Origin of the sequence: Labrys monachus (assembly GCF_030814655.1) — a bacterium.
GTDB lineage: Bacteria > Pseudomonadota > Alphaproteobacteria > Rhizobiales > Labraceae > Labrys > Labrys monacha.
Genome location: NZ_JAUSVK010000001.1, coordinates 4,376,283 through 4,395,598, shown reverse-complemented (window position 1 = coordinate 4,395,598; position 19,316 = coordinate 4,376,283). Strand labels below are relative to the sequence as shown.

Here is a 19,316-nt window from a genome sequence, read left to right as displayed (position 1 = left end):
CCCTGTAAATGTGATTGTCCGGTAACGTCGGATGGCACGTCGAAAGATGTGTTCCGGCCCATGGAAGTAGTAAACACCGACCGTCACACCGACGGCAGGATAAAAGCCGTCAGGCAGTCTTGGTTTATCAAAGGAACGAAAAATGAGCGATATCGCAGACCGCGTGAAGAAGATCGTGGTTGAGCATCTGGGGGTCGATCCGGACAAGGTCACCGAGAATGCAAGCTTCATCGACGACCTCGGCGCGGACTCTCTCGACACGGTCGAGCTGGTCATGGCGTTCGAGGAAGAGTTCAATTGTGAAATTCCCGACGACGCCGCCGAGACGATCCTGACCGTCGGCGACGCCGTCAAGTTCCTGACCAAGGCCACGGCCTGACGCGCGAATACCGGAAGGGCGCGGGCCTTCGGGTTCGCGCGGGCAGGAACTGGCGTGGAACGCCGCCCGTGACATGTCGCTTCCGGTTTCCCTCGCAGTCGGTTGGAGTTTGATCGAGCCGGGGAAGGTGATTTCCCCGGCTGTTGGAGGTTCAATGAGGCGTGTCGTCGTCACCGGTCTCGGTATGGTCAGCCCCCTGGGCGGCAATGTCGAGACGTCATGGTCCAATCTTATTGCCGGCAAGAGCGGCGCCGTGAAAATCGACCGCTTCGAGACCGCCGACCTGCCCGCCAGGATCGCCGGCATGCTGCCCTATGGCGACGGCAGCAATGGCACCTACAATGCCGATCAGTGGATGGAGCCGAAGGAGCAGCGCAAGGTCGATGATTTCATCGTCTATGCGATGGCCGCTGCGACCCAGGCGCTCGACGATGCCGACTGGCATCCGTCCACGCCCGACGATCAGAACGCCACCGGCGTACTGATCGGCTCCGGCATCGGCGGCCTGCAGGGCATCGAGGATGCAGCCATGACGCTGCATCAGCGCGGACCCCGGCGGGTCTCTCCCTTCTTCATTCCCGGCCGCCTCATCAATCTGGCAGGGGGCCAGGTGTCGATCCGCCACGGCCTCAAGGGTCCGAACCACGCGGTTGTCACCGCCTGTTCGACCGGCGCCCACGCGATCGGCGACGCCTCGCGCCTGATCGGCTTCGGCGACGCCGACGTGATGGTGGCCGGCGGCACCGAATCGCCGGTCTGCCGCCTCGCTCTGGCCGGTTTCGCCGCATGCCGGGCCTTGTCGACTTCCTTCAACGACGAGCCGGCCCGGGCCTCGCGCCCCTACGACCGCGACCGCGACGGCTTCGTCATGGGAGAGGGCGCGGGCTGCGTCGTGCTCGAGGAATATGAGCACGCCAAGGCGCGTGGCGCCAAGATCTATGCCGAGGTCATCGGTTACGGGCTGTCGGGCGATGCCTATCACATCACCGCGCCGTCCGAAGATGGCGACGGGGCCTATCGCAGCATGCAGATGGCGGTGAAGCGGGCGGGCATCTCGGTCGGCGAGATCGACTACATCAACGCCCACGGCACCTCGACCATGGCCGATACGATCGAACTGGGTGCCGTGGAACGCCTTCTCGGCAATGCCGCCGCCACCGTCTCGATGTCGTCGACCAAGTCGGCGACGGGGCATCTTCTCGGCGCCGCCGGCGCCGTCGAGGCGATTTTCTCGATCCTGGCCTTGCGCGACCAGATCGTTCCGCCCACTATCAACTTGGACAATCCCGAGATCGAAACGCCGATCGACCTGGTGCCGCATGTGGCGCGCAAGCGTGCCGTCAACGTGATTCTCTCCAATTCCTTCGGGTTCGGCGGCACCAACGCTTCGATCATCCTGCGTAAAGTCGACTGACCGCGCCCAGCCTCGTCCGCGACGCCATGCGGGCTTCGGCGGTGTCGCGGGTGAGCGTTCTCCCCGCACGGCCGTGGCATGGTCGGTATTCTTCATGGCCTGCGGCCGTGCGTTTGCGCGGGTCCGGGGCCGGGCAACTGGCATTTCGCCATATTCGGCGGACATGACGATGCCTGATGGCAGACGAGGTTTCCATGGTCGATGACAGGAATGATTCCGGACAGCCGATCGAACGCTCGCGCTCCTTCGGCCGGAAGAATTCGGGACAGCGCGGCTCGCGCAACATGATCCAGCCGGATGCGGTGCCCACGCCCCGGGCGCGCTCGCTTGCCGCGCGCAATCCCCTGGTCGTGTTCGGCAATGCCATCGTCGTCATTCTGGTGCTGGCGGCCGTCGTCGCCTATGTCGGCCTGCGCCGCTTCGACGGCCCCGGTCCGCTGACCGAGGAGAAGACGGTGTATATCCCTCGGGGCACCGGCACGGACGGCATCGCCGACACCCTCGAACGCCAGGGCGTCATCGCCGATGCGTCCGCGTTCAAGACGGGCATCTGGGTCCTGCACCACAGCAATGATCTCAAGGCCGGCGAATACGCGTTCAAGCCGCGTGCCTCGATGGTCGACGTGATGGATATCCTGGTGGAGGGCAAGTCGATCCAGCATTCCCTCACCATCCCGGAGGGCCTGACCAGCCAGGCGGTGGTCGATCGCCTCGCCCAGGACGATATCCTGACGGGGGATGCGCCGCCGGTGCCGCCGGAGGGCTCGATCCTGCCCGATACCTACAAGTTCGAACGCGGAACGACCCGCGCCCAGATGGTGTCGCGGATGGAGGCGGAGCAGAAGGCGCTGGTCGAGCAGGTCTGGAAGAAGCGTGCCTCCAACCTGCCCCTCAAGAGCCCGGCGGATCTGGTGACCCTGGCCTCGATCGTCGAGAAGGAGACCGGCAAGGCGGACGAGCGTCCTCATGTTGCCAGCGTCTTCATCAACCGCCTGCAGAAGAACATGCGCCTGCAGTCGGATCCGACGGTGATCTATGGCATCGCCGGGGGGAAGGGCAGGCTCGACCGCCCGCTGCAGTCGGCGGATCTGGGACGGCCGACGCCCTTCAACACCTATCTGATCGCAGGCCTGCCGCCGTCGCCGATCGCCAATCCCGGCCGCGCGGCCATGGAGGCGGTGGCCAATCCGATGGCGACCAAGGATCTCTATTTCGTTGCGGACGGCTCGGGCGGCCATGCCTTCGCCGAGACGCTGGATCAGCACAACAAGAACGTCTCCCGGTGGCGGCAGCTGCAGCAGGGCTCGGAGCCGGCCGCCGCACCGGCGCCGGCACCCGCGGCCGAAACCTTCGGCCCGCCGATCCCCGCCAAGCTGCTGGGCCGGCAGACCAAGGCAAAATCGGGCAAGCAGACCCCGGCTGAGGCGGCGCCGGCCGTGTCCGTCCCTTCGACCGTGAATTCCGCCAATCCCCCGGCTCCGTCCTCCGGCCAGCCGGTGCAGGGCGGCACCGGCCGGAAGGGCGGCTTCGAAGATCCGGTCGAGAACACCAAGCATGATCCGTTGCTCGACAACACCTTCGATCTGAACTCGCCGCAGACGGTACAATAGGTCCTGCCGGCCCGAACGTGCCGCCCCTGCGTCTCCAGCCTCTGCGCGCGGGCGGATTGCTTCGAAGCCGGCCTTCTCGAGAAGCCGACAGGGTGTGCGTCTCATGTCCGTAACCAGCATGACCGGCTTTGCCCGGGTCGAGGGCCAGACCGGTGCGAGCCGCTGGGCCTGGGAAATCAAGACCGTCAACGGAAAGAACCTGGACGTCCGGTTCCGGCTGCCGCCGGGCTATGACGGGCTCGAGGCGGCCGCGCGCGGTGCTCTCGGTGCGGCGTTCGCCCGCGGCTCCTGCCAGATCGGCCTGACGCTGAAGCGCGAGGCAGCGGCCCTGACGGTGCGCATCAACCAGCCGGTCCTCGACGCGGTCATGAAGGCCATGGCCGAGGCTTCGCACCGGATCGACGCGGCGGCGCCCCGGCTGGATGGGCTCTTCGCCATCAGGGGCGTGCTCGACATCGAGGAACAGGAGGAGGACGAGGCCGGGCGGGCGGCGCTCCAGGCCGATCTCCTGGCGGGTTTCGAGCGGGCGGTCGGCGATTGCGCTCGCATGCGCCGCCAGGAGGGCGAGGCGCTCGCCCGCATCCTGCTGGCGAGGATCGGAGAGATCGAAGCGCTCACCCATGAAGCGGACGGCAATCCGGCGCGCCAGCCTGCCGCCATCCGCGAAAGGCTAGCCGCGCAGGTCCGGTCCCTCCTGGAGGCTTCCTCCAGCTTCGATCCGGACAGGCTGCATCAGGAGGCCATCCTCCTGGCGGCCAGGAGCGATATCCGCGAGGAACTGGACCGCCTCCATGCGCATATCGCGGCGGCGAGGGACCTGCTCGCCAAGGGAGGGCCCGTCGGGCGCCGGCTGGACTTCCTGGCGCAGGAGTTCAATCGTGAAGTCAACACGCTGTGCTCCAAGGCCAACGACGTAAGCTTGACCGCGACCGGGCTTTCTCTCAAAGCAGTGGTCGAGCAATTCCGCGAACAGGTCCAGAATATCGAATGAATGATGTGGCATCCGTCCCCGCTCGCCGGGGGCTTCTCCTGATCGTTTCCTCGCCCTCCGGCGCCGGCAAGACGACGCTGACGCGTCTGCTGCTCGCCGAGGACAAGGCGATGCATCTGTCGCTTTCCGTGACCACGCGGCCGCGCCGCGGCAGCGAAATCGACGGCGTGCATTACCGCTTCGTCGACGCGGGCACGTTCGAGACGATGCGCGAACACGGCGAACTGCTGGAATCGGCGAAAGTCCACGGCAATTACTACGGCACGCCGCGTGCCCCCGTGGAGGAAGCCCTGGCGGCCGGCCGCGATGTCCTGTTCGACATCGACTGGCAGGGCACGATGCAGATCTACGACAAGATGCGCCCCGACATCGTCTCGGTGTTCATCCTGCCGCCCTCGGTGAGCGAACTGAAGGCGCGCCTCGAACGTCGGGCCGAGGACAGCCCGGAAGTGATCATGCGCCGGCTGCAGAATTCGCGGGTCGAGATCAGCCACTGGACCAAATACGACTATGTGCTGGTCAACCAGGATCTGCAGACGACCTATGGCCGCCTCAAGGAGATCCTGGACGTCGAACGCATGAAGCGGCAGGACAAGTCGGTGGTCGCCTGCCTCGTCGAGAAGCTCAAGGCGGATCTCGACGCGCTCATGCGCAAGCCCTGATCACCCCAGCCGATTGGCGAGCGCCACGAAGGCGGCCACAGGCACTTCCTCGGCCCGCATGTCGGGCCGCAGGCCGGCTGCCTCCAGGGCCGCCGCGACATCGCCGCCGAGGCTCTTCAGGCTCTGCCGCAGCATCTTGCGGCGTTGGCCGAAAGCGGCCTGGGTCACCCGTTCGAGCGCGGCCGGCGTGCAGGGCAGGGGCGAGGGGCGCGGCCGGAAATGCACGACCGACGAGGTGACCTTGGGAGCCGGCACGAAGGCGCTCGGCGGCACGTCGAAGACGATCTCGGCCTCGGTGCGCCAGCCTGCGAGGACGCCGAGGCGGCCATAGGCGTCGTCGTCCTCGGTCGCGACGATACGTTCGGCGACCTCCCTCTGGAACATCAGGATCATCGACTGGAACCAGGGCGGCCAGGGATCCGTCTTCAGCCAGCCGATGAGCAGAGGCGTGGCGATGTTGTAGGGAAGGTTGGCGGCGATGCGGACAGGTCCCTCGATGCCGGCCGTCAGGGCGTGCCAGTCGGCCTTCAGCGCGTCGCCCGCATGCACGACGAGGCGCCCGGGATAATGGGCGGCGATCTCCGCCAGCGCGTCCAGGCAACGCTCGTCCCGCTCGATCGCGATGACCCGGCGCGCGCCGCAGGCGAGCAGGGCGCGCGTCAGGCCGCCGGGCCCCGGCCCCACCTCGACCACGCTCACGCCTTCGAGCGAGCCGCCGGCGCGGGCGATCTTGGCGGTGAGGTTGAGATCGAGCAGGAAGTTCTGGCCCAGGGACTTGCGGGCCATCAGGTCGTGCTGCCGGATCACGTCGCGCAGGGGAGGAAGCGTGTCGAGCTGGGCCATGCGGCGAATAGTGCCTTTCGAGGTATGCGCCGGCGCGCGCGATCCGGAACGGAGCGCGACGCCGGCGGGCATGAGTCCCGCTCCGGCCCTTACTCGCTGGTGAGGTTGCCGTCGGCGGTGGTGAAGCTCGACGGCGTATTCACATTGGTGTTGCTGAAGCCGTTGTTCCAGACCTTGTCGGTGAACTGCTTGGGGTCGCCCGACGTGCCGAGGCCGCGCAGGGAGATCTGAAGCTCGACCGTGGTGTCGTTCTTAAACGACGTCGTGTCATAGGACTGTTCGACGTTCAGCCCGAAGGCGACACAGGAATTGACATAGGTCAGGCCCGCAAAGCGTGTCGTAAAGCGCTTTTCCTTCAGGTCATACAGGGCCCCGGCCGAAGCGATCCAGTCATCCGTCAGCTTGACGGCGGCGCGGCCGTTGATGCCCTCGCGGACGTCGAGGCCGAGCAAGGGCTGGGCATCGTAGCGGGCATAGGTGATGTCCGCCTTCACGCGGCCGATGGTGCCGAGCGCCCCCACCTCGAACTGGCGCATCGCCCAGGTGTTCTCGTCGAAGCGGGCATCGGACAGCACGGCGAAATTGTTGACCGGCTGCAGGTAGATGCGGCCGACATAATCCGACTTCATGGTGTCGAGACCGGATTCGAGACCGGTGTTGGCCATGTCCCCGGTCTTGTAGGGATCGTAGTTGAACAGCGAAATCGATTGGCCGAACAATGCGTTGTAATAGCCGCCATCGTTCGTCGTCAGCGAGTATTGGAAGCCCGCGTTCACGCGCGAGCCGTCCTCGGCGCGATCATAGCCGGAGAACTTGTCCCACTGGAACAGGTTGGTGTCGTCGAACACCAGGCTCTGGGCGTCCTCGTTGGGGAACTGGCCGGTCTGCGCCGCCTTCGGCCGCAGGATGACCTGCGCGATCGGCTCGATCACCTGCGTGCCCCAGCTCGACTGGTAGATGAAGGGGTAGCGGTAGTCGAGGCCGATGGCCGGCACGGCGCGAGCGGCAAAGTCGTTGTTGCGGACGAACTGGGTCGAGTTGCTGTCGTTGAGCGAGGTATAGCCGATATCGCCCCGCACATAGGCGAACGGGGTCCACTGCTCGCCGAGCTTGTCGGTGATCGTCTTTTTCCAGTAGGCGCTCGCCGAGGCACGGGTATAGGAGCCGCTGATGCCGCGCTGCAGGCAATTGGCGCGGGTTATCGCGGTCGTGCCGACGACGCAACTCTTGCCGAGAATATTGTCGAAGGCCGCCTGATCCCGCGTCAGGCTGGTGAAATTGGCGTTCCAGCCGACTTCGCCGCCCATGACGGGATGGTCGACGATATAGTCGTAATCCACCACCGGCAGGACCACCGGCAGCTGCTTCTGGACGTCGGCTGTCGTCAATCCGGTGAAGTAATAGCCGCGGATGTCGAAATAGGACTTGTTGTCGAGGCCGGTCAGATAGGCGGTTGAGACCGATTCGGTCAGCCCCTTGAGATTGTCGAACTTGTAGTCCCGCCAATAATATTTGTCGCTGAGGAGGGAGACGTCCCAGCCCCATTTCCATTTGTCGCTGAGCCAGAACTCGCCCTTGCTGGACAGCGAGCCGCGGAAACTCGGCGAGCCGATATCCTCATCGGCGAATTTCTTGGGATCGCTCAGGAAAGCACCGGAAGCGATGATGGAATAGCTGCCGTTGAGCAGGCGCTGCCGCCACTCGGCCGCGCCGGTCGGCCCCTGGGAGGTGGTGAAGCCGGGCGTCAGCGTCAGATCGTAGTTCGGCGCGAGGTCGATGAAATAGGGGGCCGTGACGCCGTAGCCGAGCCTGGAGGTATGGAAATAGGTCGGCGAAACGAAACCCGTCTTGCGCGTCACCGAAGGGTCCGGCGTCGACATATAGGGCAGGTAGGCGATCGGCATGCCGAAGAACTCGAAACGAGCGTCTTCGAAATAGATCATCTTCTCCTGCTCGTTGTGGATGACCTTGACGGCCTTGATCTGCCACAGCGGGGGCTTCTCGGGGTGCTCCTTGCACGGCTCGCAGGCGGTGTAGACGCCGTTCTCGAAAACGGTGACGTTCCCGCCCGTCCGTTCCGCACGGTTGGCCGCGAGGCGCGTCTCGTCCGTGGTCAGGATCTTGAGCGAATTGATGAAGCCGTCCTTGAAGTCGTCGGTCAGGTCGAAGCTGTCGCCATGCGTCACCGTGCCGTCGGCTTCGGTGATGACGACGTTGCCCGTGGCGTGCACCCGATGCGACTTGCGATCATAGACGACGCGGTCGGCCTGCAGGACGCGCCCGTTGTAATAGATCTGCACGCCGCCGAGGGCCGTGACGATGTCCTTGTCCTGGTCGTAGACCATCTGCGTGGCCTTGACGACCATGTTGGGATTGGTCTCGGCGCTGCTGCTGCCGTTGCGCTGGTTGAGCACGCCCAGCATGCCGTTCTGCGCCTGCGCGACGGAGGGAATCGCGGCGAGCGACAGGATGGCCAGGGCCAGGCCCGGCAGCGCAATCGTCGTGAGGAAATGGCGAGCCGATACGCGCATCAGCCATCCTCCTGGTTAAGCAACACGGAAAATCCGATCAGAACGCCGACAACGGCAGGACTCCACGCAGCCACGGCTGGGTTCACCAGCCCGGCCGTGCCGAGGTCCTTGGCCATTTTTGTCACCACATACAACACGAAGCCGGCCCCGATACCACTCAAGATCATTACGCCAATACCGCCGAGGCGTGCGAATCGCAAAGACACCGTCGCCGCGATGAGCACCATCGCCACCAGCAGCACGGGGCGTGCCAGAAGCGTCTGATATTGCAGCCGGTAGTCGTTCGCTTCAAGCCCCGCGGCGCCCTGCTGCGCGATTGCTGCGGAGAGTCTCCAGAAAGACACGCTGTCAGCCGACACCGCGAAATTCTGCCTTACCTGTGTGGCCGTCAAAGAGGTTGGAAAATCAAGGGTTTCCTGGGTGATTGGCTGTTGATTAGGCACGAACTCGCGCACCTTTTCAAGGTGCCAGACACCATTGTCAAGTTTTGCCGTTTCGGCCTCGATACGCCGGGTGAATCGGTTGTCCACGTCGAAGGCATAGATGGTCACGCCGTTCAGCGTCGCATCCTCGTCGCCTTGCGACAAAGCATGGATCACGGCCTGTCCCTGGGACGATCGCTGCCGGATCCACAGCGCCTTGTCGCTGTCGCGGCTCTGCTCGGCGCCGAACACCTTGGCATCGAGCGCGTCGCTGCGCATCTTCAGCGTCGCCGAAACCGGGTTGAAGACGATCGCCGCGATGATGCCGAGCCCCAGCGCGCAGGTGAGCGGCGGCCCCAGGAACTGCCACACCGACAGGCCGGCGGCGCGCATCACCACCAGCTCCAGCCGCCAGCTCAGGCTGACGAAGCAGATGATGGCGCCGAACAGGAAGACGAAGGGCAGCGTCTGCTCGATGATCGAGGGCGTGCGAAACAGCGATATCGTCGCGATCGAGCTGATGGAGACATGCGGCATGTCGCTCGCCCGCCGCATCGTATCGGCGAAGTCGAGCAGGAATATCTGCGCGAACAGAAAGGCCAGGACGCCGCAGATGGCGATCAGGAAGCGCCGGCTGAGATAGCGGCCGAGGGTCGAGGCCATGATCATGCGCGCACCGCCGGGGTGGTCAGGCGCGTGGCGAGGTCGCTCATCCAGGTGGTGAGTCCGCGGGGGGGCCGCAGCCTGATCCAGCCGACGATCACGCCGAAGCAGAAGAGGGACGCGACGAGCGGGATGGCGAAGGCGATGTAGACGCCCGCGATCGAATGAACGCTGAGGCTCTGCGTCGCGACGAAGCCGCCGATTCGGATGACGAGCACGCCGAAGATCGCCATCGCAATGGCGCTCGCACGGCCCTGGCGCGTGGTGCGCGCCTGGCCGAGGGCGGCGAGGGCCACGAACATGAAGGCGATGGGATAGAGCGGGGCGGTGAACCGGTCGACCAGTTCGCCGCGGATGCGGCCGAGCTCGGCGAGGTTACGGGGCCCCGTCAGCTTCATGGCGAGCAATTCGCCGGTATAGCGGTCGCGCGGCTTGAAATAGGTGGGATCGCCGTCGTCGCCGCCGAGCTGCGACAGGTCGAACGCATAGCGCTCGAACACGACGATGGAAGCGTCCGCCGCGGTGCCGCCTTCCTGGCGCTGCAGGGAGCCGTTCTCCAGCACGAGGAAGATGCCGGAACCCGAATCGACGATCTGGCCCCGTTCGGCGATATAGGTCAGCGTCTGCGTCTTGGAGCGCGTATCCTGCACGAAGATGCCGAGCAGCGTGCCGTTCGGCTGCCTTTCGCGAATGTGGAAGGTGATGCCGTGCATCGTGGTGAACTGGCCTTCCTGCAGGAAGTGCGAGACGATGTCGGCGCCCACCGCGGCCCGCCACGCCGTGAGCTCATGCTGGCTGGCCGGCTGGCCGTAGAGGGTTATCGCGGCGATGCCGACGACCGCCAAGGCGGTGATGCCGGCGAAGGGCGTGATCAGCCGCGCCGGCGATAGCCCGGCGGCGTTGAGCACCACCAGTTCCGATCCGCCGTTGAGCCGCGTCAACAGCCAGATCATCGCCACGAACAGGGCGAGCGGCGCCACCACGACCGCAAGCGCCGGCAGGGCGAGCGAGCTGATCACCAGGAAGACGATGATCGACTGCCCCTGGGCGGTCATCACGTTGAACTCGCGCAGAGCCCCCACCATCCAGGCCAGGAGCGTCAGCACGACGAGGCAGACCAGGAAGGCGAAGCCGAACTGTCTGGCAATATATCGGCTGATCAGGTTCATCGAGCCCTCTGCACTCCTAGCCGGGTTTTGTAGCGTCGGGATGGAGCGACGGCGAGGCCTTTGTAGGGCACGGCGAAAATTACCAACGGATTGTTGTAGACATGGTTACGCATTGGCATGCAAGAATCCCCGCAAGCCGTCAATTGCACGGCATCTTCCTGGCATGGACATGAAATATGGTTTCCGAATTGAAACTGTCGTTTTCGAAGATTGAAAAGATTGCGGGCGGTATCGTCGTTGTATTTGTCGATGGCGACGTCACGGTCACGGCCGGAGCCGAGGCAGCTCTACCGGGTGTGGGCGGTACGGTCAAACGGGCGGCTGCAGCCGACAATTTCAAGGGCAAGGCCCTGTCTTTCCTCGATATTCTCGCCCCTGCCGATCTCCCGGTCGATCGCCTCCTCGTGGTTTCCCTCGGCAAGGCGGACGAGGCCGCGCGGACGGACTGGGTGAAGGCCGGCGGCTCGGTGCTCGGCAGGCTGCCGCCGGCGGCCAAGGCGGCGTGCATCATCCTCGACGCGCCGGGAATCACCGTCGGAGCGGACCAGGCCGCCGATTTCTCGCTCGGCGCCCGGCTGCGCGCCTATGCCTTCGACCGCTACAAGACCCGCCGGAAGGAGGAGGACGAGGCGCGCGGTGTCCTCGCCCTCACCATCGCCACCGCCCAGGACGGCGGCGTCAAGAAGGCGCTGAAGTCGCGCGATGCGCTGGCGGACGGCGTCAACCTGGCGCGCGACCTCGTCAACGAGCCGCCGAATGTGCTCTTCCCCGAGGAATTCGCGCGGCGGGCGGCGGAACTCGCCGAGCTCGGCGTCGAAATCGAGGTTCTCGATCCCAAGGCGATGAAGAAGCTCGGCATGGGCGCCCTTCTCGGCGTCGGGCAGGGATCGAAACATGAGAGCCGCCTCGTCGTGATGCGCTGGCAGGGCGCCAAGGACGCCGACGCCAAGCCGGTCGCTTTCATCGGCAAGGGCGTGACCTTCGACACCGGCGGCATCTCGATCAAGCCGGCCGGCAGCATGGAGGACATGAAGGGCGACATGGGCGGCGCGGCCTGCGTGGTCGGCCTGATGCATGCGCTCGCGGCCCGCAAGGCCAAGGTCAACGCCATCGGGGCGATCGGCATCGTCGAGAACATGCCGGACGGCAACGCCCAGCGTCCCGGCGACATCGTCACCTCGATGTCGGGCCAGACGATCGAGATCATCAACACCGACGCCGAGGGCCGCCTCGTCCTCGCCGACGTGCTCTGGTACATCCAGGACAAATACAGCCCGCGATTCATGGTGAACCTGGCGACGCTCACCGGCGCCATCCTGGTGGCGCTCGGGCAGGAATATGCCGGATTGTTCTCCAATGACGACGAATTGTCGAACCGGCTCTTCGCCGCCGGCAAGGCGACGGGGGAACGGGTCTGGCGCATGCCGCTCGGGCCAGAATACGACAAGATGATCGATTCCAAATTCGCCGACATGAAGAACACCGGCGGGCGCAACGGCGGCTCGATCACCGCGGCCCAGTTCCTGCAGCGCTTCGTCAACGACACGCCGTGGGCCCATCTCGACATCGCCGGCACCGCCATGGGCTCGCCGGCTACCGACATCAACCGCAGCTGGGCTTCGGGATGGGGCGTCCGCCTGCTCGACAGGCTCGTCGCCGACCATTACGAGGGCTAGGGAGAATGGCGGTTCCAACGAATAGCAATCTTTCATAACCCATTGTTACAACTCGTTTTTTCGGTTGAGAGGCCTGTCGGCCTTTCTGGAGAATGCGCCGGCGGTTGGTGTTCGGCGATATCGCGATCGCATGCCGGCATGCCGCTTGCGCGCGTCGCCGGACCGACGGGAAAGGGGCGGATGACGGCGCAATGACCGAACTCCTCTTCTATCATCTGCAGCGCGCTCCGCTGGAGCGGGTGCTGCCGGGGCTGCTCGAGAAGTCGCTGCAGCGGGGTTGGCGCTGCGCCGTGCAGGGACTGCCGGAGCGGCTGCTGACGCTCGACGACGCTTTGTGGACCTACAAGGACGAAAGCTTCCTGCCGCACGGGCTCGAGAGCGACGAGGGGGAAAGGCAGCCGATCGTGCTCGTGGCCCATGAGGGCAATCCGAACGGCGCAACCGTGCGTTTCCTGGTCGACGGCGTGCCGCTGCCCTCCGATGCCGCGCTCTACGAGCGGATCGTCCTGTTGTTCGACGGCAACGACGCGGAAGCGGTGGAGGGCGCGCGGGAGCACTGGCGGCAGGCGAAGTCGCTCGGTTTTGCCGCCACCTATTGGCAGCAGAGCGAGGATGGCCGGTGGGAGAAGAAAGCCTGAGGAGGACGCCGGGACCGCTCTAACCGGCTTCTCCTTTTCCTGTTAACAAGGGGTTCGTGGCGGCAACTCGGCTGATTCGAAGAGATCGCCCATGGCTTATCGGTTGATTTCCCTCCTTGTCGTGACGGCGAGCGTGGCGGCGCTGGCTTCCTGCGCTCCCCGAAGCGTGGCCGTCGGGCAGGCCGCAGCCGAACGTCCGGTCGAGGCCTATTCCCTCAACCAGAAATTCGCCGAAGCGGGCGACGGCACGGTCATTCCGAATTTCCATCCGGATGCCGACGCGGTGGCGTTCGCGCAGCGTTGCAGCGGACGCGGGCAGGGCGGCGGCATCGCGCTCGGCATGAGCGAGTGCACCTTGGTCGGTCTCAAGGGAACGCCGAGCCGCTTCGTCGGCGGCGAGGACCAGGCGGGCCACAGCCATGATGCGGTCTGGTATATCGAGCGCGGCGTGCGCACCGTCTACAAGTTCGACGACGACAGGCTGGTCAAGATCATCGAATAGGCCGACGCCCGGCCCCGCAGGGCCGAGGGTCGTCCACCGGATGGGGTTGATGCCGATCCGGGCTTCACCGCGCATAGGTCGCGATGATGCTGGCCGAGCCGAGGGCGTTCGCCCGGGTCATGAAGCCGATCATCGCGCCGCTGGCTTCGGCGCCCAGGCCCAGTCTGGCAACCTTCAGGGCCGTGATGGTCAGCACATAGCGGTGGGCGGGACCGGGAGGCGGGCAGGCTCCCTGGAATTGCGGCAGGCCGGCATCGTTGTGGCCCTGCACGGATCCGGCCGGCAGGCCCTTGCCCCCGGGTGCGCCGGCGCCGGCGGGGATCGACCTCGCCGATGCGGGAATGTCGAAGACGGTCCAGTGCCACCAGCCCGAACCGGTCGGCGCGTCCGGATCGTAGAGCGTCACGACGAAGCTCCTGGTGCCGGCAGGCGCGTGGCTCCAGCGCAGCTCGGGCGAGATATTGCCGCCCGAGCAGCCGAAGACGTCGGCGACCTGCACGGATTTCAGCGTCCCGCCGTCGCGGATGTCCGGACTGGTCAGTTCGAAGGAAAAGGCGTGCGTCGAAGTGAGCATGCCCAGGGCCGCGATGGAGCCCGCGAAATATTTCATGTCTGCCTCCTGTCGTGCGGGGCCACGATGGCCTCGCCGGGACAGCGACTCTTTCATCCGGCGGGGGAGCCTGCAGCGCCGGGCCGCTTAAACTTTGTGCCGTTTCGATCGATGTCGCGACGATGGCCCCGGATTTCACTGGGCGCGAAATCGAATCGGGCTTTAAAGCGCGCCGCGAACCGGGAAGCCGAGTCATAGCCGACGTCGAGCGCGATGGCGGTGACGGGCCTGTCGGTCGACTGGAGCAGATACAGCGCCGCCGTCATGCGGATATCCGCGAGGATCTCGGTGAAGCTGGTGCCCGCGGCGGCAAGGCGCCGCCGCAAGGTGGGCTCGCTCGCGCCGACGCGGCTCGCCAGGTCACCCGCGCGCCAGTCGCGGGCGGGATCGGCCATGATGATCTTGCGCAGCCGGTCGATCAGGTCGGATGGGGCCGGCGCCTCGAACCGGTGGCCGAGCGATGCCAGCCAGAGCAGCACCTCATGGACCCGTCCGGCCGCGACCCGGTCGGGAAGGCTGTCGCCGGCCGCGATGGCCTCGGCGGCCCGGTCGCAGGCATCGGCAAGGCCGGGCGGCAGATCGCGCAGAGGCCGGATCTGTGTGAGCGCTGCGGTTTCGCCGGCCACGGCCGCGCCGATCAGCTCGGGGGCGAAGCCGAGCGCGAGGGCGCGATAGGGTCCGTTCCCGCCGGGCTCGTTGAGCACGTCGAAATCCAGCCGGTCGGGAATCAGAACGGCTTCCCCGGTGCCGATGATGACTTCGCGTCCGCGGCTGTGCAGGATCTTCCGGCCGCCCAGGACCAGCACCATCCCCGGCGATGCGGATGCCAGCCGCCGGCAGAGGAGGCCGGTGCGCTGGATGACGACCGCCGTGCTCCCGGCGCCTTCGCGCTGGTGGATGGCACGGCCGCCGGGATGGGCGAGATAGATGGAGGTAAAGGCGGGCATGAAACGTCTGCAGGGGGATGGAGAGCCGATATGCCCAACCTATACCCGCGCCCGTTCTCCCGCCACGCCCAGCCTCGGGAGAGGGCGGCTACTTGCCGTAGAGGCCCGTTATCGTCGCCTTGCCGACCGCTTCGGCCGAGACGAGGCGCCCCAGCGCGGCGGCCCCGGCGGCCGCCTTGAATCCTGCCGGTTTCGCCGTCTTCAGGGCATAGAGGGTGACGATATAGTGGTGGGGCGGCCCGGCCGGCGGGCAGGCGCCGAAATAGGCCGCCATCCGGCGGGTGTTCAGCGCGTGGTGGGCGCCCTTGGGCAAGGTCGCATCGGAAGAACCGGCATTGCCGGCGAGGGCCTCGACGTCGGCCGCAATGCCGAACACGCCCCAATGCCAGACGCCGCCATGGGCGTCGGGATCGAACATCGTGAGGGCGAAGCTCCGGGTGCCGGGAGGAGGGTCCTTCCAGGCCAGGGCCGGCGAGACATTGCCGCCGGCGCATTCGGCGCCGATGCCGACCTGGGCCTTCTGCAGGCGCCCGCCATCGGTGAAATCGCTGCTGGTGATTTCGAAGGCATGGGCCGTGACGATGGCCGGTGAAGACAGGGCCACCGTCACGGCAAGGATCGTGGCGCGGTATGTCATGATCGCTTCCCTTCTTCGTAGCGGGGAAGCCTATCGCGCGCTGCCCCGATGACGACAACGCGTCTCGCCCGAGAAAGGTCGCGGATAAAGTCTCGCCATTCTTGCTGCATTGCGGTATAAAATCCATTCGTTGCGCTGCGTTGCAAAATTGCCGGCGTCTTCCGCTTCAAGCCTCGGGCGCCTTCACATGCTGCAGATCGACAATCTCGTCCTCAATGCCTATGGCCGCCGTTTCTTCGACGAAGCCTCCGTCACCGTGCCGATCGGTGCGAAGGTCGGCCTCGTCGGCCGCAACGGCGCCGGCAAGTCGACGCTGTTCAAGCTGCTGCTCGGCGAGCTCATCGCCGATAGCGGCGAGATCTCGATTCCGCGGACCGCCAGGGTCACCTCGGTGGCGCAGGAACATCCGGCGACGCCCATAAGCCTCATCGATACGATCCTCGCCGCCGACACGGTACGCAGCGGCCTCTATGCCGAATTGGAAACGGCGGAGCCCGAGCATATCGGCGAGATCTATGCCCGCCTCATGGAGATCGAGGCCGATCGCGCCCCCGCCCGTGCCGGCGAGATCCTCAGCGGCCTCGGCTTTTCGATCGCCGATCTCGAACGGCCGATGGCGGATTTTTCCGGCGGCTGGCGCATGCGCGTCGCCCTGGCGGCGGCGCTTTTCGCCGAGCCGGACCTGATGCTGCTCGACGAGCCGACCAACTATCTCGACCTCGAAGGCGCCCTGTGGCTGGAGGCGCGCCTCAAGAAATATCCGCACACGGCTCTGATCATCAGCCATGACCGCGAATTGCTCAACAATTCGGTCGACCACATCCTGCATCTGCATGATCGCAGGCTCGAACTCTACACGGGCGGCTACGATGATTTCGAGAAGCGGCGCGCCGAAAACCAGCGCCTGCTGGCGGCGGCCCGCGTCAAGCAGGAGGCCGAGCGTGCCCATCTGCAGAGCTTCGTCGACCGTTTCAAGGCGAAGGCTTCGAAGGCGGCACAGGCCCAGTCGCGCGTGAAGCGGCTGGCCAAGCTGCCGCCGATCGCGGCGTCGAGCTCCGAGCGCGTGGCGCCCTTCATCCTTCCCTCGCCGCCGCGGCCCCTGGCCTCGCCCCTGATACAGCTGGAGAAGGCGAGCGTCGGCTATGGCGATACGCCCGTGCTGTCGGACCTCGACCTTCGCCTTGATGTCGACGACCGCATCGGCCTGCTCGGCGTCAACGGTGCGGGCAAGTCGACCTTCGCCAAGATGCTGGCGGGTGCGCTGGCCGTGCGGGACGGCCATATGCAGCGCGACGGACGCATCCAGGTCGGCTGGTTCCATCAGCACCAGATCGAGGCGCTCGATCCGGTCGACACGCCGCTCGACATCATGCGCCGGCAGCGCCCCGACGACAGCGAATCGGCGCGCCGCTCGCGCCTCGCCCAGTTCGGGCTGGGCTTCGCCAAGCAGGAAACGACCGTCGCCGATCTCTCGGGCGGCGAGCGGGCAAGGCTTCTGCTCAATCTGGTGGCGATGGCCGCGCCGCATCTGCTCATCCTCGACGAGCCGACCAACCATCTCGATATCGACAGCCGCCGCGCCTTGCTCGACGCCCTCAACGATTATGAGGGCGCCGTGATCCTCATCACGCATGACCGTTCGCTGATGGAACTGGTCGCCGACCGCCTCTGGCTCGCGGCCGATGGCGGCATCCGGCCCTTCGACGGCGACATGGACGATTATGCCCGCCTGGTGCTCGACCGTGCCAGGGCTGGCAACCGGGCGCCTTCGCAGGCGGGCGGCAAGATGTCGCGCAAGCAGGCCCGCCGCATGGCGATGGCCTGACCGGCAGCGCTGGCGACCCGGCTGCGCTGCTGAGCCGGACGCGGGTGCTGTCGGCCGAGGTCATCCTTGCCGCGTGAGGTGACGGAGCCGGATCAAGCTCCCTTCTCTCGACCCGGGAGAAGGGAAATCGCGCCATTTCTGTCGACCACGCCTGTCAGGTCAGGCCCGCTTGCTCAGGTGGTCACCGCGGGTCTCTCCACGGCCGGATTGTGTCCGAGGACGAGCACGATGACGGCGCCGATGATGGCGCAGCCCGCGAGGAACATCAGGCCGGCGAAGTCGTTGTGCGTCGAATCCTGCAGCCAGCCGAAGACCTTCGGGCCGAAATAGCCGCCGAGATTGCCGATCGAGTTGACGGCGGCAATGCCGGCCGCCGCCCCCGTGCCGCTGAGGAAGGTGGTCGGCAGGGTCCAGAACACCGGCAGGACGGCGAAGAAGCCGAAGCCGGCGACGCACAGGAAGATCATCTTCAGCAGCGGCGCCGACGAAACGGCTGCGAGCCCGAGCCCGACGACGATGATGCCCAGCGCGGCCACCGTGTGCCATTTGCGCTCCGCGGTCTGGTCCGAATGGCGTCCCCAGAAGATCATGCCGATGGCGCCGACGATATAGGGCAGGGCCGTGATGAAGCCGATCTCCACATTGTTCAGCCCGCCGAAACCCTTGATGATCTGCGGCAGGAAGAAGCTGAGGCCGTATTGGGGAATGTTGCAGCCCATATAGACGAAGCCCAGCGCGATGACGCGCGGATCGGTCATCGATCGGAGCCACGACATGCTGCCGTGGCGCTCGCGGTTGGCCCGTTCGGCATCGAGGCGATCCTGCAGCCATTGGGCTTCCTGCGGCTGCAGCCAATGCGCCTCCTTGGGCCGATCCGTCAGGTAATAGAGGACGACGAGCGTCATCAAGACGGCCGGGACCGCCTCGATGAGGAACATCCACTGCCAGCCATGCAGGCCGCCGAGCCCGTCGAGATTGAGGATGAAGCCTGAGATGGGCGCGCCGATCACCGTCGAAATCGGGATGGCGAACATGAACCAGCCGATGATTCTGGCGCGGTAGGCCGCCGGGAACCACAGGGTGATGAAGAAGATGATGCCGGGGAAGAAGCCCGCTTCGGCGACGCCGAGCAGAAGGCGTATCATGTTGAGGCTGAATTCACCGACCACGAAGGCCTGCGCGCCGGCGACCAGGCCCCATGTCAGCATGATGCGTGCGATCCACAGCCGGGCGCCGTAGCGATCGAGGGCAAGATTGCTCGGCACTTCGAAGAAGAAATAGGCGATGAAGAAGATGCCGGCAGCACCGCCGAAGGCGGCAGCCGGCAGGCCGAGATCCTTGCTCATCGAAGCGCCGGCAAAGCCGATGTTCACCCGATCGAGATAGGCGATGAAATAGCAGAGCATCAGAAAGGGGACGAGGCGCCACGTCACCTTGTCCATCGTTCTGCGTTCAATTTCAGCCATGGTATTTCCTCCTGATTATATTGTTTTGAATGGCAATGCTTTGTTGGACGGCGGTATGTCGGGTCTATGCACTCCCCCTGCTGATCGCTCGTCGTCGCATGCAAGCGCGCGAAGGCGGCCGCTGTCAAATCGCAGCCGGATCCTCGCGGGAACCTACCGGCGGACGCGATGCATTCACCCCGCCGATCTCGGCGGCGTTCGGAGAAGCCCTGACTGGGACTGGCTGCACATCACCCAAGGGGGAGGAGAGCAGGTATGACCTTGGCCGACATGGGGGGCGCGGGAAAATTTCACAACGGCGTTGCAAAGCGTCAATGCCGCGATGAAGCCT

The 19,316-nt window shown here is 65.6% G+C and carries 17 protein-coding genes; 9 read left to right on the top strand and 8 right to left on the bottom strand.

Annotated features, from left to right (window positions below; translation table 11 throughout):
• Nucleotides 1–142: 142 nt before the first annotated feature.
• From J3R73_RS20100 to gmk, 5 genes are all read left to right on the top strand, one after another.
• The gene (locus tag J3R73_RS20100; RefSeq protein ID WP_068287214.1) at nt 143–379 is read left to right on the top strand and encodes an acyl carrier protein; all 237 of its coding nucleotides are present in this window, start codon (nt 143–145) and stop codon (nt 377–379) included.
• Nucleotides 380–533: 154 nt separating this feature from the next.
• Complete coding sequence (gene fabF / locus J3R73_RS20095; RefSeq protein WP_307430884.1) at nt 534–1,793, top strand: beta-ketoacyl-ACP synthase II; 1,260 nt, start codon at nt 534–536, stop codon at nt 1,791–1,793.
• Nucleotides 1,794–1,969: 176 nt separating this feature from the next.
• Nucleotides 1,970–3,403 (top strand): endolytic transglycosylase MltG, encoded by a 1,434-nt coding sequence (gene mltG, locus J3R73_RS20090; RefSeq protein WP_307430881.1) that lies wholly within the window; start codon nt 1,970–1,972, stop codon nt 3,401–3,403.
• A 103-nt stretch (nt 3,404–3,506) separates the two neighbouring features.
• Nucleotides 3,507–4,394, top strand: coding sequence for a YicC/YloC family endoribonuclease (locus tag J3R73_RS20085; RefSeq protein WP_307430879.1), 888 nt, complete (start codon nt 3,507–3,509; stop codon nt 4,392–4,394).
• Nucleotides 4,391–5,056, top strand: a complete 666-nt coding sequence (gmk, locus tag J3R73_RS20080; RefSeq protein ID WP_307430876.1) for a guanylate kinase — start codon at nt 4,391–4,393, stop codon at nt 5,054–5,056. Before J3R73_RS20085 ends, gmk begins: the two co-directional genes overlap by 4 nt.
• Here the strand turns inward: gmk and rsmA are convergent, their stop codons facing one another.
• From rsmA to J3R73_RS20060, 4 genes are all read right to left on the bottom strand, one after another.
• Nucleotides 5,057–5,899, bottom strand: coding sequence for a 16S rRNA (adenine(1518)-N(6)/adenine(1519)-N(6))-dimethyltransferase RsmA (gene rsmA / locus J3R73_RS20075; RefSeq protein WP_307430873.1), 843 nt, complete (start codon nt 5,897–5,899; stop codon nt 5,057–5,059).
• A gap of 89 nt (nt 5,900–5,988) precedes the next feature.
• Nucleotides 5,989–8,430, bottom strand: coding sequence for an LPS-assembly protein LptD (locus J3R73_RS20070; protein ID WP_307430870.1), 2,442 nt, complete (start codon nt 8,428–8,430; stop codon nt 5,989–5,991).
• On the bottom strand, nt 8,430–9,521 hold the full coding sequence (lptG, locus tag J3R73_RS20065; RefSeq protein WP_307430867.1) for an LPS export ABC transporter permease LptG: 1,092 nt from the start codon (nt 9,519–9,521) through the stop codon (nt 8,430–8,432). The genes J3R73_RS20070 and lptG overlap by 1 nt, the downstream gene beginning before the upstream one ends.
• Entirely contained in the window at nt 9,518–10,684 is a 1,167-nt protein-coding gene (locus J3R73_RS20060) for an LptF/LptG family permease (RefSeq protein WP_307430864.1), read from the bottom strand. The genes lptG and J3R73_RS20060 overlap by 4 nt, the downstream gene beginning before the upstream one ends.
• A 176-nt stretch (nt 10,685–10,860) precedes the next feature.
• Between J3R73_RS20060 and J3R73_RS20055 the strand changes: the two genes are divergently transcribed.
• The 3 genes from J3R73_RS20055 to J3R73_RS20045 all read left to right on the top strand — a co-directional run bounded on the left by J3R73_RS20055 (nt 10,861) and on the right by J3R73_RS20045 (nt 13,500).
• Nucleotides 10,861–12,360, top strand: a complete 1,500-nt coding sequence (locus J3R73_RS20055; protein WP_307430861.1) for a leucyl aminopeptidase — start codon at nt 10,861–10,863, stop codon at nt 12,358–12,360.
• A 191-nt stretch (nt 12,361–12,551) separates the two neighbouring features.
• Entirely contained in the window at nt 12,552–12,998 is a 447-nt protein-coding gene (locus J3R73_RS20050; RefSeq protein WP_307430858.1) for a DNA polymerase III subunit chi, read from the top strand.
• A gap of 91 nt (nt 12,999–13,089) precedes the next feature.
• Nucleotides 13,090–13,500, top strand: coding sequence for a hypothetical protein (locus J3R73_RS20045; protein ID WP_307430856.1), 411 nt, complete (start codon nt 13,090–13,092; stop codon nt 13,498–13,500).
• A gap of 64 nt (nt 13,501–13,564) precedes the next feature.
• On the opposite strand, the gene J3R73_RS20040 is transcribed toward J3R73_RS20045, so the two are convergent.
• From J3R73_RS20040 to J3R73_RS20030, 3 genes are all read right to left on the bottom strand, one after another.
• Nucleotides 13,565–14,110, bottom strand: coding sequence for a YbhB/YbcL family Raf kinase inhibitor-like protein (locus tag J3R73_RS20040; RefSeq protein ID WP_307430853.1), 546 nt, complete (start codon nt 14,108–14,110; stop codon nt 13,565–13,567).
• A 53-nt stretch (nt 14,111–14,163) separates the two neighbouring features.
• Nucleotides 14,164–14,919 carry a helix-turn-helix transcriptional regulator gene (locus tag J3R73_RS20035; protein WP_307430850.1) on the bottom strand — a complete coding sequence of 252 codons (756 nt, stop codon included), beginning with the start codon at nt 14,917–14,919 and terminating at the stop codon, nt 14,164–14,166.
• A 226-nt stretch (nt 14,920–15,145) separates the two neighbouring features.
• Nucleotides 15,146–15,694 carry a YbhB/YbcL family Raf kinase inhibitor-like protein gene (locus J3R73_RS20030; RefSeq protein WP_307430847.1) on the bottom strand — a complete coding sequence of 183 codons (549 nt, stop codon included), beginning with the start codon at nt 15,692–15,694 and terminating at the stop codon, nt 15,146–15,148.
• Nucleotides 15,695–15,881: 187 nt separating this feature from the next.
• Between J3R73_RS20030 and J3R73_RS20025 the strand changes: the two genes are divergently transcribed.
• Nucleotides 15,882–17,519: an ABC-F family ATP-binding cassette domain-containing protein gene (locus J3R73_RS20025; protein ID WP_307430844.1), complete on the top strand. Its 1,638-nt coding sequence runs from the start codon at nt 15,882–15,884 to the stop codon at nt 17,517–17,519.
• 173 nt (nt 17,520–17,692) lie between these two features.
• Here J3R73_RS20025 and J3R73_RS20020 read toward each other — a convergent pair whose 3' ends face one another.
• Complete coding sequence (locus J3R73_RS20020; RefSeq protein WP_307430841.1) at nt 17,693–18,985, bottom strand: MFS transporter; 1,293 nt, start codon at nt 18,983–18,985, stop codon at nt 17,693–17,695.
• Nucleotides 18,986–19,316: the final 331 nt, after the last annotated feature.